Genomic DNA, 13,050 nt, shown 5'->3' on the forward strand with positions numbered 1-13,050 from the left:
CAGTCGTGTGCGGCGTGTGCCTTGTGCGACGTCCGCTCAGCCGGCGGCGTCGAGGTAGACGGGCCGGCGCGGCCCACCGGCTTTGAGGACCTCCGTCAGCCGCGCCTGGCGGCGGCTGAGGACCAGCGCCTCGCTGAGTCGCTGCGCCACCTCGGCCTGCCGGGTGGCGAGCTGCTGGGCCCGCTCGAGCAGCGGCTCGGGCAGCGGCCCGAGGTCGGCGGGCGGGGCCCACGGGCTCTGCGCCGGGGTGACGTGGTCACCGGCGAGCATCGCCTCGGTCTCGGCGACGTCGAGCTCCAGCTCGGTGAGCGCGGCCTCCCAGCGGGCGTGAAAGGCGTCAGGCGTGCCCATCAGCCGACGGCCGCGGTCGAGGTGACGCCGGTGCCGGGCATCGCGGCGGCCTGGTGCCAGGCGTCGCGCAGCGGGGCCACGAGCTCGCGGCACGCGGCGACTCGGGCGGCGTCCCGGTTGACGTTGGCGCCGACGAGCTCGGTGTAGAGGTAGTTGTACAGCTCGAGGAGCTTGGGCGCGCCGTCCCAGGCCGTGACGTCGAGGCTGCACCGCAGCTCGTGGATGATCTGCTGGGCGTGCCCGAGCTGCTCGTTGGCGGCGGCGCGGTCACCGGACTCGAGGGCGGCGACCGCCCGGTCGAGGTCGAGGAGCAGCCGGTCGTAGAGCATGGTGAGCAGCTGCGCCGGGGAGGCGGTCGCCAGCGACTCGCGGCGGAACTTGGCGAGGAGGGCAGCCTGGTTCATCGACGTCTCCTACTGCTTGCTGGCGTTGAGGCCGGCGATCTGGTTGGTCAGCCAGCTCTGCGTGGAGTTCAACTGCGAGAGCCGCACCTCCATCGCGCTGAACTGCGCGACGAGCTGGGCGCGGCGGGTGCTGAGCCGCTCGTCCCACTTGGCGATCTGGGTGCCGAGGTCCCGGACGAGCGACTCCTGCGAGGTGATCTTCCCGGTGAGGGAGCCCTCGTTCTTGTCCGATGCTCGCTCCGCGACCTCGCCGACCCGCGTCGCGACGGTCTGGATCATCTCCATCGCTGCCTTGGGGTCCTCGGCCATCGCCTTGTCGAAGGCGGCCTTGTCGAGGGTGATCGCGCCGTAGCGGTCCATGCTGATGCCGACCGCGGCCGGGGAGCGCCCGTTCACCGGGTTGGTCATCGCCGCCTGGATGTCGCTCGTGAGGAAGCGGATGGCGGAGTCGCCGGAGAACATGCCACCGGTGACGACGGTGTTGCCGGAGTCGTCGGTCTCCGTCGTCGTCCGCGTGCGGGAGGCGATCTCTGACAGCACGACGGACACGTTGGCCACGAGCTCGTCGGCGAGCTTGCGCTGGGCCTCGGCGTCAGTGGTGACGGTGACGGTCACGGGGTCCGTGGAGACCTTGCTGACGGTGACGTCGACGCCCTCGATGACGTCGGTGAAAGCGTTGGTCGCGCTGCTCAGCTCGTAGCTGCCGGCCGAGCCGGGCCACATCGAGATGGTCGCGTCCTTCGCCGTCGCGATGGCGTTGTCGGCGGAGGCGAGGGCGGGCACGGACGTGTCGGTACCGGCGTGCACGGTGAAGCCGTTGGCGGCACCGGTCTTCCCGGTGAGCTGGAGGCTGTAGGTGGGGCTGGCGTCGGTGCCGCCGGTGCGCACGCGCGTGGCGCTGACGCCGGTCTCGTCGCTCAGCTTGTTGATGGCGGCGGCGACGTCCTCGGGGTTGGCGGACGACGGCGTGAGGTCGTAGGTCTGTCCGCCGGTGCTCAGCGTGAAGGTGCCCGCGAGCGCCGTGGGGTCGAGGAGCGAGACCTGCCCGGAGGCGAGCTGGGTGACCTCGAGCGAGACGGTGCCGGCCTTGGCCGACGCGGAGCCCGCGACGGTGACGGTGTCGGAGGAGGACGAGGCCTTGGTGACCGACCAGGACGCCGGGTCGGCGACCTTCGTGGCCGCGGTGGCGAGGGAGGCGACCCTGCTGTTGAGCCCCTGGAGCGCCGAGACGAGTGCGGACGCGACCGTCGACTTGTTCTTGAGCAGGACCTGCTGGTTCACCTGGATCCGCACGAGGCTGTCGACGACGGCCTTCGTGTCCAGACCGCTGACCATGCCGTCGATACCGATCGTCATCCGGCGACCTCCCGTACGTGTGTGGTGGACATGCGGCCGGCGGCCCGCCCAGGAGTGAGCGGGCCGCCGGTCGGTGGTGCAGTGCTACCGGGCGAGGCCCGGCGGCGGTCAGCGCAGCAGCGAGAGGATCGACTGCGGCATCTGGTTGGCCTGGGCCAGCATGGAGGTGCCGGCCTGCTGGAGGATGTTCGCGCTGGTGTAGCTGACCATCTCGTTGGCCATGTCGGTGTCGCGGATGCGGGACTCCGACGCGGTGAGGTTCTCGACCGAGACCTGCAGGTTGTTGATGGTGTGGTCGAGGCGGTTCTGCTTCGCACCGAGCTCGGCACGGACCTTGGAGACCGTGTCGATCGCGGTGTCGAGCGTCGTGATGGCGGTGCTGGCGTTGGTCACGACGTCGAGGGCGTTGACGCCCAGGCCCGTGGAGCTCATCGCGGTGCCGATGTTGACCGTGATGACCTCGCCGGCGTTGGCGCCGACCTGGAAGGTCTGGCCGGTGTAGGTGCCGTCGAGCAGGGCGCGGCCGTTGAACTGGGTCTGCGCGGCGATGTCGTCGAGACCAGCGGCGAGCTCGGTGATCTCCGCCTGGATGTTGGTCTTGGCGGTGTCGCTGAGCGCGCCGGTGTTGGAGGCCTGGACGGACAGGTCACGCATCCGCTGGAGGATGGCGTGCGTCTCGGTGAGCGCACCCTCAGCGGTCTGGACGACGGAGATGCCGTCCTGGGCGTTGCGGACGGCGACGTTGAGGCCACCGATCTGGGAGCGCAGGCCCTCCGAGATCGCCAGGCCCGCGGCGTCGTCGGCCGCGCGGTTGATGCGGAAGCCGCTGCTCAGCTTCTCGAGGGAGGAGCTGAGGTCGTTCTGCGTGTTCGACAGGTTGCGGTACGCGTTCATCGCAGAGACGTTGTTCTGCACGGAGAGTGCCATGGTGTTCCTCTTCTTCCTGAAGTGTGGTGTTCAGATCGCCCTTCCATGGGCGTTCACCCGTGCTCATCGGTCGCCCCGTCGTGGTGATGAGAAGTTTCGAGGAGGAAATTCTCAGGCGTGGGAGACGAGCCCGGGAGCGAGCACATCGAGCTCGGCCGCGAGCTCGGCCTCCTCCTCCGGAGTGACCCCCGCGAGGGCCGCCTCCAGTGCCGGGAGCGCGCGGGAGTCGTCGTAGGCGTAGAGCGCGAGGGCTGCTGCGCGCGCCCGCTGGGTCGCCGGCGCGTCCGCGTTCGTCGCGGCGACGACGAGCGGGCAGTACTCCTCCAGGCCGGCGCCGCGCAGGCGGGCGGACCACGTCGCCGCCTCCTCCAGGCCGGCGAGGTCGTGCGGAAAGGTCAGCCTGCTGCCACACAGCAGAGTGGCCAGGTCGGCGGGCCGCACCTGGGCCATCACGTCGAGGACGGCGCGCCCGTCCCGGCCGGGCTCCTGCGTGCACACGACGGCGAGCACCCGCCACAGGTCGTCCGGCAGGGCGCCGACGACGGTACGCACACCCTCGTCCCCGAGCCACGTGAGGAGCTCCTGCGGGCCGCCGGGCAGCACCCCCGCCCGAACGGCACGTTCCGCCGCGCTTCGGGCCTCCGCGGTGCGGCCCAGCTTCCACAGCGCCCACACCTCGTACTGGGCGTAGTCGGCCCGTCGCACCCGGCGGCCGAGCGCGTCGACCATCGTGGCCGGGATGCACTCGAGGGCGTCGAGGGTGCGCTCGGGTGACCCCTCGGTCGCAGCGACCTGCACGAGGACGACGTCGGCCCACACCCGGTTGCCCGTCACGGCCGCGAGCCGGTCGACCCAGGTCCGGGCGAGCTCGGGCCGGCCGCTCTTGCGTGCCGCCGTCAGGGCCATCGACCCAGCGAGGAGCTCCATGGCGATGTCGGCGAGCGCCCCGCCGTCGTAGATCTCCTCGGCGAGCTCGAGCGCCTCGTCGGCCCGGCCGACGGCACTCAGCGAGCGCGCCAGGTTGGCCTGCTTGACCGCGTACTCGGCCGGACTCTCGTCACGGCTCGCTCGCGCAGCAGCGACCTCCTGCTCGGCGAGCTCGAGGTTGCGATGGGCACGCTCGGCCATCGCCTCTGGCCCCTCCGAGTAGCCGGCGTGCCGGATGGACGCGCCGGGAAGGGGGCGGATCACCATCGGACGGCCCGGACGGTTGACCACCTGCTCGTGGAGAGCACCGGCGTACGCCCCGTCGGCGCGGCGGAACACCCGGATCGAGGCGACCGGCGTGTCGGCGGCGCCGGGCGCGACGACCCTCGCCGCGACCGTCACGGTGAGGAAGTTGGCCTGCGCCTCACGGAGGTGGCGGCGGACGGTCTGCGCGTTCGCCTCGAAGGTCTCGTCGGCGTCGACGATGAGCACCCAGTCACTCGTCGCGTGGGCGATGGCCCGGTTCCGGGCGTCACCGAAGTCGTCGTTCCAGTAGCCCTCGATGACCGCGTCGGTGAACTCGCGGGCAATCTCGACGGTCCGGTCGGTGGAGCCGGTGTCGTAGACGACGATCTCGTCCACCCACCGCACCGACTCGAGGCAGCGCGCGAGGTAGTCCTCCTCGTCCTTGACGATGAGGACGGCGGAGATGGTCGGTTCGGGCAGGCGAGCCACGCGGGTCTCCTCGGGTCGGGTGGAGGTCTCCCCCGACCTATCGACCAGGCCCGCGTGGTTCTGAGCCGTCAGACGGCTTCGCGGACCGCCGGCGCGGTGACGTCGACGACCGTCTTCAGCGTCGTCGCGCTGGCCCGCTCGGCCACGGCGGCGTAGTACGCCTGGCGGCGCTTCTCCGCGACGCCCGGGGTGGCGGAGGCGACCGGTGCGAGTTCGGGCTCCAGCGCGGAGTTCATCGCGTCCCGCAGCATCCCCAGCGCCTGCGTGCGCAGCTGGCTGATGCGGGACTGGGTGACACCGAGCTCGGCGGCGACCTCGACGACGGGGCGCTCCTCGAAGAAGATCGCGCGCACGACGACGCGAAGGTTCTCGGGCAGCTCGTCGACGCCCGCAAGAAGGTAACGGAGGCGCTCGTCGACGACGATGCGCTCCTCGGGAGTCGGAGCCTTGTCGCTGATGGCACCCGAGACGTCCGTGGCGTCCGCGTCCAGGGAGACGACCCGGCGCTGCGCGTCGTCGCGGATGGACCGCAGCTCCTCCACGCCGACGCCCATCGCCTGGGCGAGCTCGTCGGGCCGCGGGGCGCGGCCGAGGTCGGCGGTCAGCCGCTCGGTCAGCTCCGCCAGACGGCGGGCGCGCTGCCGGATGCCGCGGGAGGCCCAGTCCATGCCGCGCAGCTCGTCGAGGATGGCGCCGCGGATGCGGGTCGAGGCGTAGCGCGCGAAGGGCACCCCGAGCTCGGCGTTGAAGCCTCGGGCGGCCTGCACCAGTGCCAGCGACCCGGCGGCAGCGAGCTCATCCCGCTGCACGTGCGTGGGCACCCGGCGAATCATCTCACTTACGTGGTAACCCACGAGCGAGAGGTGCTGCTCGATGAGTTCGTCCTGCTCGCGACGCTCCAGCGCCATGGTCGTACCCCCAGGTGGGGACCCCGCGTCAAACGCGAGAGCACCCTCAGATGTGATCGATTGAAGTGGTTGACCCTGCCGATCTCGGTGAGAGATTGCCCCGACAGGTGACGACCACGGCCAGCATGGCGGGCCCTCCTCCGAAAGTACAAGGCGTCCGATGTGTGATGTGGTTCACATCGGCTTGCTTGAATCGTTAGTGAACTGCTTCATCGACGCAGGGGTGGGTCAGAGGTCTCGCGTGCGTGGTGCGGGCAACGCTTGCTCAAGACTCATCCGAAGGAAGGAGGTGCGCACCGAAGGACGATCTCGACGTGCACTCCTCATAGTCCCGGGCGGGCTGCCGATGAACTGAGCCGTGATGGTGAACGCAATGGCCCCGAACGGAGAAGTGACGATGCTCCGTGCCCTCTCCGACCTCCTGTGGCGGGAGCGCGACCTCCTCGAGCTGCTGCACTACCGGCTCGAGGTCGAGCACCTCCTGCTCTCCGCCGGGCGCACCGAGCTCCTGCCCGTCGCCGTCCGCGAGGTCGACGAGGTGCTGGGCCGCGTCCGCACCGCCGAGCTGGCCCGCGCGGCCGAGATCGCCCTTGTCACGGAGGCACTCGGCCTCGACGACGGGGCGAGCCTGCTCGACATCGCCACCGCCGCCCCGGCGCCGTGGGACGGAATGCTCCACGAGCACCGACGCGCCTTCCTCACCCTCACCACCGAGATCGCCACGGTCACCGAGACCAACCGCGACTTCCTCATGGCCACCCACCACGCGACCCAGGAGACCCTCATGTCCCTGCACGAGAGCGTGGACGTCTACAACGAGCGCGGTGGCACCACGCGCGGAATGGCCGCTGCCCACCTCGTCGACAAGTCCCTGTGAGAGGTCACTCATGAGCTCCTTCTCCGCGCTCAACGGCGCCTTCACCGCCCTCACCGCCCAGCGCATGGCGCTCGAGGTGACCGGCCAGAACATCTCCAACGTCAACACGCTCGGCTACACCCGCCAGCGCGTGGGCATGGAGGCCATCGCCGGGACGCGCCTGACGATGTTCGCGACCGACAGCGCCCCCGCGTCCGGCGTCCGGGTCACCTCGATCGACCGGCTCGGTGACATCTTCCTCGAGAACCAGCTGCGCACCCAGACCGCGTCCGGCTCCCGCCTCGAGGCGGTCGCCGGCAGCTGGAAGCTCATCGAGACCACCCTCAAGGAACCCGGCGAGAACGGCCTCGCCTCGAGCCTCGACACCTTCTTCACCTCGTGGGAGGACGTCGGCAACCGTCCCGACGACGCCGCCGCGAAGTCCGTGCTGCTCGGCAACGCGGCCTCGCTCGCGAGCTCGATCGCCAACGGCTACCGCGCCGTGGAGACGCAGTGGAACAGCACCCGCGAGCAGACGAACGCCCTGGCCGACGACATCAACACGACCGCCATCGCCGTCGCCGACCTCAACGGCCGGATCCGCGACGCGCAGGTGGCCGGTGACAACCCGAACACGCTGATCGACCAGCGCGGCGTCCTCCTCAACGGCCTCGCCGCCCTCGTCGGTGGCGAGGTGCGGGAGCGCCCGGACGGGAGCGTCGACGTCATGCTCGGCGGGAACGCGCTCGTGCGCGGTGACCGCTCCTACGCCGTCGCCGTCCACGGCAGCCAGACCCTCGCCACCCTCGCCGCCTCCGGTGCCGAGCCGGCCGGCGGCTGGGACGCCCAGAGCGGCCCCGCACGTCTCGTGTGGGCCGACTCCGGCCACCCCGCCGGCGCCACCGGTGGCCGGATCGCCGGACTCCTCGAGGCCGCCGCCCCGGACGGGCCGATCGTCGACATGGCGACGACCTACAACGAGCTGGCCACCACGCTCGCGGCCGAGGTCAACGGGCTCCACTCCTCGGAGGCGGCGGCGGACGGGACCACCCGCGACTTCTTCGCTCTCGCAGGCGGCACGACGCCCGCCGCAGTCGGACTCAGTGTCGCCCTCACCCACACCGACCAGATCATCACCGGCAAGGCCAACCAGGTCGACGGATCGCTCGCCGCCAAGATCTCCGAGCTGGGAGGCGCCCGCGACCACTGGGCCAGTGCCGTCACCGAGGTCGGTGTCAACAGCCGCGCGGCGACCCGTCGCGCGCAGGCGGCCGAGACCACGCGGATGTCCGCGGAGTCCCAGCTGCTCTCGCAGACCGCCGTCGACCTCGACGAGGAGAGCGTCAACCTCGTCATGTACCAGCGGGCCTACGAGGCGGCCGCACGCGTCATGACGACCATCGACGAGATGCTCGACACCCTGATCAACCGTACCGGCGTGGTGGGAAGGTAGTCCGATGATCGGCCGCGTGACACAGCAGGGGCTCCAGCGGGCGTCCCTCAACCAGCTCCAGTCCAACCTTTCCGAGATGGCCCGCCTCCAGGAGCGCCTGACGACCGGCAAGGTCATCACCAAGCCCTCCGACGACCCGGCCGGCACCGTCGACGCCATGCGGCTGCGCTCGGACCAGCGCGCGACGGCGCAGCAGGCCCGTAACGCCGCCGACGGCAACAGCTGGCTCACCACGATCGACAGCGCCCTCGGCGACGCCCTCACGAGCCTGCGCAACGCCCGCAACCTCACCGTCCAGGGTTCCAACACCGGCTCCCAGGGCCAGATGTCGCTGTCCGCGATCGCCTCCGAGCTGCGCGCCACGGCCGACAGCCTCTTCGAGACGGCCAACACGACCTACCTCGGCCGTTCCGTCTTCGCCGGCAGCTCGACTGGCGCGGCGTACAGCCGCACCGACGCGGGCACGTTCACGTATGCCGAGAACGCGGGCACCCCGGTGCTGCGACAGGTGTCTGACACCGTCAAGGTACGGGTCGACTCGACCGGGTCCGACGTCTTCGGGGTCGACGTCGTCGACGCCAACGGTGACCTGGTGCTCGGCGCCGACGGGGAGCCGGTAGGAATGTCGGTCTTCAGCCTCCTACGTCACGTCGCCGACAAGGTCGAGGCGGGCGACCCGGACGTCGGGAAGTACCTCACCGAGATCGACTCCCGGATGAACGCCTTCCTCAGCGAGGTCGGCAGCGTCGGCACCCGCCACAAGCAGGTCATGCAGGCGCAGGAGGCGCTGGACACCCGCAAGATCACGCTGACGAACCAGCTGTCCTCCGTGGAGGACGCCGACCTCGCCGAGACGATCGTCGACATCCAGCTCCAGGAGGTCGGCTACCAGGCCGCACTCGGGGCCACCTCCCGGGTGCTGCAGCCCAGCCTGCTGGACTTCCTGCGATGAGCGAGCTGACCATGACCGCTGTGACCACCGAGTCCGCGCTCCACTTCGTCACCCCGCCCCCGGGCCTGAGCCCGCTCACCGAGTTCGCGCTCAGCGCCGTCACGGACGAGCTGTACTCCCTGCGGGCGGTGGACGCCGACGGCGTGCGCCTCTTCCTCCTCGACCCGCGTCCCTTCTTCCCGGACTACGCCCCCCGCGTGTCCGAGGAGGTGCTCGCGGAGCTCGGGACGAGCGACCCGGCCGTCCTCGTCGTCGTCCGTCCCGGTGAGGGCGAGGCGCCGACCGCCAACCTCCTGGCGCCGGTGCTCGTCGACCTCGAGACCGGGGCCGCGCTGCAGACGATCCTGGAGAACAGCGACCAGCCGCTGCGCGCACCGCTCCCCCGGTAGCGCCCGGCGGGCGTCCGGGACGCGCTGTCCGAAGGGACGGCGTCAGTGGTGGCGGCTAGTCTCTGACACACCGGAGTCCCCGCCTCCTCCCGAGCACCGCCCACCCCCGTGGCGTGGCGCTCTCCTCGACCGCAGAAGGGCGTGACCATGCGCGCGCTTTCCGACTTTCTCTGGCATGAGCGCGACCTGCTCGAGGTGCTGCTGCACCGCCTGGAGACCGAGCGCGCCCTCGTCGAGACCGGCCGGACCAGCCGTCTGCCGCTCGCGGGCCGGGAGGTCGAGGCTGCGCTCGAGCAGCTCCGCCAGGCGGACCTGGCACGCGCCGCGGAGTCGGCGGCGGCCACCCAGGTTCTCGGCCTGCCGGGTACCGCGACGCTGCGCGCGGTCGCCGAGCTGGCCCCCATGCCGTGGGGCGAGATCTTCCGCGAGCACCACACCGCGATGCGTGAGCTCGTCGACTCGATCGTCCGGCTGGGCGACGACAAGCGCCCCGCCGCGGCCGACGTGGGCGCGGCCGGCATGGAGACCTTCGCCGACGCGGACGCCGGGCTCACCGACGCGGTCATCGAGCTCGAGCTCGAACGGCTCGGCCGGCAGGCCGCGGACTCGCGCAGCGGCGTCCTGCCGCAGGAGTTGCTCGCGTTCCTCGCCTAGGCTCCCTGCGCCGCGGCGACGAAGCGCTCGTACAGCACGTCGTAGACCGGCTCAGCGCCCTCGCCCACCGGCGCGGAGTCCAACGGGCGCACCTCGGCCAGCCGGGTCCGGTGAGCGGCGAGCATCGCCGCCCCCACGGCCACCGGCTCCCGCTCCGTGACCGCCCGCAGCGCGGCGGGCCCCGCTGCCGCCTTCGCCCGCAGCCAGGCCGAGCCCGGCTCGGCCGCCGAGCCGAGCACGTGGACCTCACCGGCGGCCGGGTCGGCCCCCGCGAGCGCCGCCTGGGCGGTGAGCATCCAGCGGGCCTGGAGCGCGAGACCGTCGACGACGGCGGCGGCGAGGTCGACGTCGTCGTGTTCGGGTCCGTGACCGACGACGACGGTGCGCGCCGCGAGGCCCGGACGCGGCGACTGGCGCCCGTGCAGGTAGGGCAGGAGCAGCGGTGCACTTGTCGAGCGCCGGCGGGTGGCGGCCGCCTCGAGCTGCGGGGCGAGCACCGCGAAGCCCCCGACGCGCTCGGCCCACCACGCGAGCGTGGCGCCCGCGCTCGACGAGCCGGCGACCAGCGCCTCGCGCCGGCCCTCGACCGTCCGCACGAGGCTCATGCCGGCGGCGGCCACGGCACAGGGGTCGGGCCGGTGCCCGAGCACCCGGACGACCGACTCCGCGGTCCCGACGCTGTCCGCGACGTCCCCCGGCTCGCGGACCCCCGCCGCCCAGGCGCCGACCGGGTGGTCGTGCCCGGCGAGGACGACCGGCGTGCCCGGGCGCAGTCCCCACGCCCCCTCCCGGCCGACGTGCCCCGCGACGGTGCCGGGGGTGACGACCTCCGGGAGCTGCTCGGGGCGCAGGCCGACGGCGCCGAGCAGGTCCGCGTCGAAGGCGCGGGGCACCGGGTCCCCGGGCGCGGGGAGCCGGTAGGCCATCGTGCGGCCGGCCAGCGTGTGGTCGGTGCGCAGCCGGCCGGTGAGGGCGAGCGCGAGGAGGTCGGCGGCGCCCGCCCAGCGCGCCATCGCGGCCCAGCGGTCCGGCTCCTCCTCGCGCAGCTGCGCCCACACGGCGAGGGGCACCTTGCCGCTGGGGCGGACCCCCGTGGCGCCGAAGAGCGCGTCGGCGCCGTGGGTCGCTGCCAGGGAGGCGGCGTGACGAGCAGCCCGCGAGGGGTCCCAGCGCACGAGGTCGCCCAACGGGATGCCGTCGTCGTCGAGCGGGACGCCCGTCTCGGCCATCGACGCGATCCCGACGGCGGACACGTCGGCCCCCACCTCGGCGACGAGCCGGGCGGCGGCCTGCTGGAGCGCGAGCCCGCCCGCCGGCGTGGGAGCGGCGGCGTGCGCGACGGCGGTGGCGCGGCCCCCGCGGACCTCGACGACGACGGCCTTGAGGTTCGTCGTCCCGACGTCCAGCCCCAGGAAGCGCATCCGCCCAGTCTGCACCGGACCGGGCGCGGCACGGGACGTACGCTGAGGCGGTGATCGAGCTCAAGACCCCGTCCGAGGTCGAGGCCATGCGCCCGGCCGGCCGTTTCGTCGCCTCGGTGCTCGAGGAGCTGCGCCGCCGCGCGGACGTCGGCGTCAACCTGCTCGACCTCGACGCCCTCGCGCACGAGATGATCCGCAAGGAGGGCGCGGAGTCCTGCTACATCGACTACCACCCCTCCTTCGGCGCGCGGCCCTTCGGCTACGTCCTGTGCACCTCCGTCAACGACGCCGTGCTCCACGGGCTGCCGCACGACTACCGCCTGCGTGACGGGGACCTGCTGTCGGTCGACTTCGCCGCGAGCGTCGACGGCTGGGTGGCCGACTCCGCGCTCAGTGTCGTGGTCGGTGAGCCACGTCCGGAGGACCTGCGGATCATCGAGGCGACGCAGGTCGCGCTCGAGGCGGGGATCGCGGCCGCCGTCGTCGACAACAAGATCGGTGACATCTCCGCGGCGATCGGCGCCGTCGCCGCCGACTACGGCTACCGCGTCAACACGCAGTTCGGCGGCCACGGCGTGGGCCGCACCATGCACGGGGAGCCGCACATCGCCAACGACGGCCGGGCCGGGCGCGGCCTGCGCCTGCGCCCCGGTCTCGTCGTCGCGATCGAGCCGTGGTTCATGGCCGGGACCGACGAGCTCCTCACCGACCCCGACGGCTGGACGCTGCGCAGCACCGACGGCTCACGTGGCGCGCACAGCGAGCACACCGTCGCCGTCACCGAGGACGGTCCGCTCGTGCTCACGGCACGTTCCACCGACTGACCGCCCGCCGCCCCCTCAGGCGGCAGGGGCGGTGGCCCAGGCGACGAGCTCGGCGGGGCGGTCGGTGGTGACGCCGTCGACCCCCAGCTCCCGGGCCGCAGCCCAGTGCTCGGGCTCGTTGAGCGTCCACGGCGTGACCGTCAGGCCCGCGTCATGCGCCCGCGCGAGGAGCTCCGGGCGCGCGAGCAGCGCCGCCCCGTGCGGGTTGCAGGCGCTCGCCCCGAGGTCACGGCACAGGTCGAGCACGCCGTCGTCCAGCTCGGTGACGAGCAGTCCGCGCGGCAGTCCCGGGCTGACGCTCGCGAGCGCCGCCACCGTCGCGACCGAGAAGCTCTGCGGCACCACCCGCCGCCCCAGCTCGCGGTCCTCGACGGCCTCGGTGACCCGACGGACGTCGTCGGCACCCCAGGCGCTCTTGAGCTCGAGGAGGAGCTGGACGTGATCGGCCGCGACGAGAAGGTCGAGCACGTCGGCGAGCAGGGGCACGGGTTCGCCCGCGTACTGCGGGCCGAACCACGAGCCCGCGTCCAGGGAGGTGATCTCCTCGCTGCGGGTGGCCGAGACCGGGCCCGAGCCGTCGGTCGTCCGGTCGAGGGTGTCGTCGTGGATGACGACGGGCACACCGTCGAGGCTGAGCTGGACGTCGATCTCCACGCCGCCCGCCCCGCAGGCCACGGCGGAGGCGATCGATGCGAGGGTGTTCTCCGGTGCGGCGGCGGAGTTGCCGCGGTGTCCGACGACGATCACAGGTGACTCCTCGTTCTGCTCGTGGGCCCGGGCTTGCGGGGAGGTCCCGGTCTGAGCTCGACGACCTCGAGCACACCGGTGACGCTACCGGCCGACTGGGCGGCGAGCGCCGCCCTCCGCCCGGGCTCACGAACTCGTCCGCAAGA

The 13,050-nt window shown here is 72.3% G+C and carries 14 protein-coding genes; 6 read left to right on the plus strand and 8 right to left on the minus strand.

Annotation, left to right across the window (positions count from 1 at the left end; all coding sequences use genetic code 11):
- Positions 1–36: 36 nt before the first annotated feature.
- The 6 genes from AA0005_RS00280 to AA0005_RS00305 all read right to left on the minus strand — a co-directional run bounded on the left by AA0005_RS00280 (position 37) and on the right by AA0005_RS00305 (position 5,608).
- The gene (locus AA0005_RS00280; protein ID WP_413451444.1) at positions 37–351 is read right to left on the minus strand and encodes a hypothetical protein; all 315 of its coding nucleotides are present in this window, start codon (positions 349–351) and stop codon (positions 37–39) included.
- Complete coding sequence (fliS, locus tag AA0005_RS00285) at positions 351–755, minus strand: flagellar export chaperone FliS (protein ID WP_413451445.1); 405 nt, start codon at positions 753–755, stop codon at positions 351–353. Before fliS ends, AA0005_RS00280 begins: the two co-directional genes overlap by 1 nt.
- Positions 756–764: 9 nt before the next feature.
- Positions 765–2,111, minus strand: a complete 1,347-nt coding sequence (gene fliD / locus AA0005_RS00290) for a flagellar filament capping protein FliD (RefSeq protein WP_413451446.1) — start codon at positions 2,109–2,111, stop codon at positions 765–767.
- A 108-nt stretch (positions 2,112–2,219) separates the two neighbouring features.
- On the minus strand, positions 2,220–3,038 hold the full coding sequence (locus AA0005_RS00295) for a flagellin (RefSeq protein WP_413451447.1): 819 nt from the start codon (positions 3,036–3,038) through the stop codon (positions 2,220–2,222).
- 111 nt (positions 3,039–3,149) lie between these two features.
- On the minus strand, positions 3,150–4,700 hold the full coding sequence (locus tag AA0005_RS00300) for a glycosyltransferase family 2 protein (protein WP_413451448.1): 1,551 nt from the start codon (positions 4,698–4,700) through the stop codon (positions 3,150–3,152).
- A gap of 68 nt (positions 4,701–4,768) precedes the next feature.
- Positions 4,769–5,608 (minus strand): sigma-70 family RNA polymerase sigma factor, encoded by an 840-nt coding sequence (locus tag AA0005_RS00305; RefSeq protein WP_413451449.1) that lies wholly within the window; start codon positions 5,606–5,608, stop codon positions 4,769–4,771.
- 397 nt (positions 5,609–6,005) lie between these two features.
- Between AA0005_RS00305 and flgN (AA0005_RS00310) the strand changes: the two genes are divergently transcribed.
- The 5 genes from flgN (AA0005_RS00310) (at position 6,006) to flgN (AA0005_RS00330) (ending at position 9,912) form a co-directional block, all read left to right on the plus strand.
- A complete protein-coding gene (gene flgN, locus AA0005_RS00310) occupies positions 6,006–6,485 on the plus strand; it encodes a flagellar export chaperone FlgN (RefSeq protein WP_413451450.1) in 480 nt (159 codons plus the stop codon).
- A 10-nt stretch (positions 6,486–6,495) separates the two neighbouring features.
- Positions 6,496–7,917: a flagellar hook-associated protein FlgK gene (gene flgK, locus AA0005_RS00315; RefSeq protein ID WP_413451451.1), complete on the plus strand. Its 1,422-nt coding sequence runs from the start codon at positions 6,496–6,498 to the stop codon at positions 7,915–7,917.
- Positions 7,918–7,933: 16 nt separating this feature from the next.
- Positions 7,934–8,869, plus strand: a complete 936-nt coding sequence (locus AA0005_RS00320) for a flagellin (RefSeq protein WP_413451452.1) — start codon at positions 7,934–7,936, stop codon at positions 8,867–8,869.
- Complete coding sequence (locus AA0005_RS00325; protein ID WP_413451453.1) at positions 8,866–9,258, plus strand: flagellar assembly protein FliW; 393 nt, start codon at positions 8,866–8,868, stop codon at positions 9,256–9,258. Before AA0005_RS00320 ends, AA0005_RS00325 begins: the two co-directional genes overlap by 4 nt.
- 147 nt (positions 9,259–9,405) lie before the next feature.
- On the plus strand, positions 9,406–9,912 hold the full coding sequence (flgN, locus tag AA0005_RS00330) for a flagellar export chaperone FlgN (protein WP_413451454.1): 507 nt from the start codon (positions 9,406–9,408) through the stop codon (positions 9,910–9,912).
- On the opposite strand, the gene AA0005_RS00335 is transcribed toward flgN (AA0005_RS00330), so the two are convergent.
- On the minus strand, positions 9,909–11,333 hold the full coding sequence (locus AA0005_RS00335; RefSeq protein WP_413451455.1) for an FGGY-family carbohydrate kinase: 1,425 nt from the start codon (positions 11,331–11,333) through the stop codon (positions 9,909–9,911). The genes flgN (AA0005_RS00330) and AA0005_RS00335 overlap by 4 nt on opposite strands.
- 50 nt (positions 11,334–11,383) lie before the next feature.
- Between AA0005_RS00335 and map the strand changes: the two genes are divergently transcribed.
- A complete protein-coding gene (gene map / locus AA0005_RS00340; protein ID WP_413451456.1) occupies positions 11,384–12,157 on the plus strand; it encodes a type I methionyl aminopeptidase in 774 nt (257 codons plus the stop codon).
- A 15-nt stretch (positions 12,158–12,172) separates the two neighbouring features.
- Here the strand turns inward: map and AA0005_RS00345 are convergent, their stop codons facing one another.
- Positions 12,173–12,904 (minus strand): glycerophosphodiester phosphodiesterase, encoded by a 732-nt coding sequence (locus AA0005_RS00345; protein WP_413451457.1) that lies wholly within the window; start codon positions 12,902–12,904, stop codon positions 12,173–12,175.
- Between the last annotated feature and the right edge of the window lie 146 nt (positions 12,905–13,050).

Source organism: Georgenia phoenicis, assembly GCF_047302425.1.
Taxonomy (GTDB): Bacteria; Actinomycetota; Actinomycetes; order Actinomycetales; family Actinomycetaceae; genus Oceanitalea.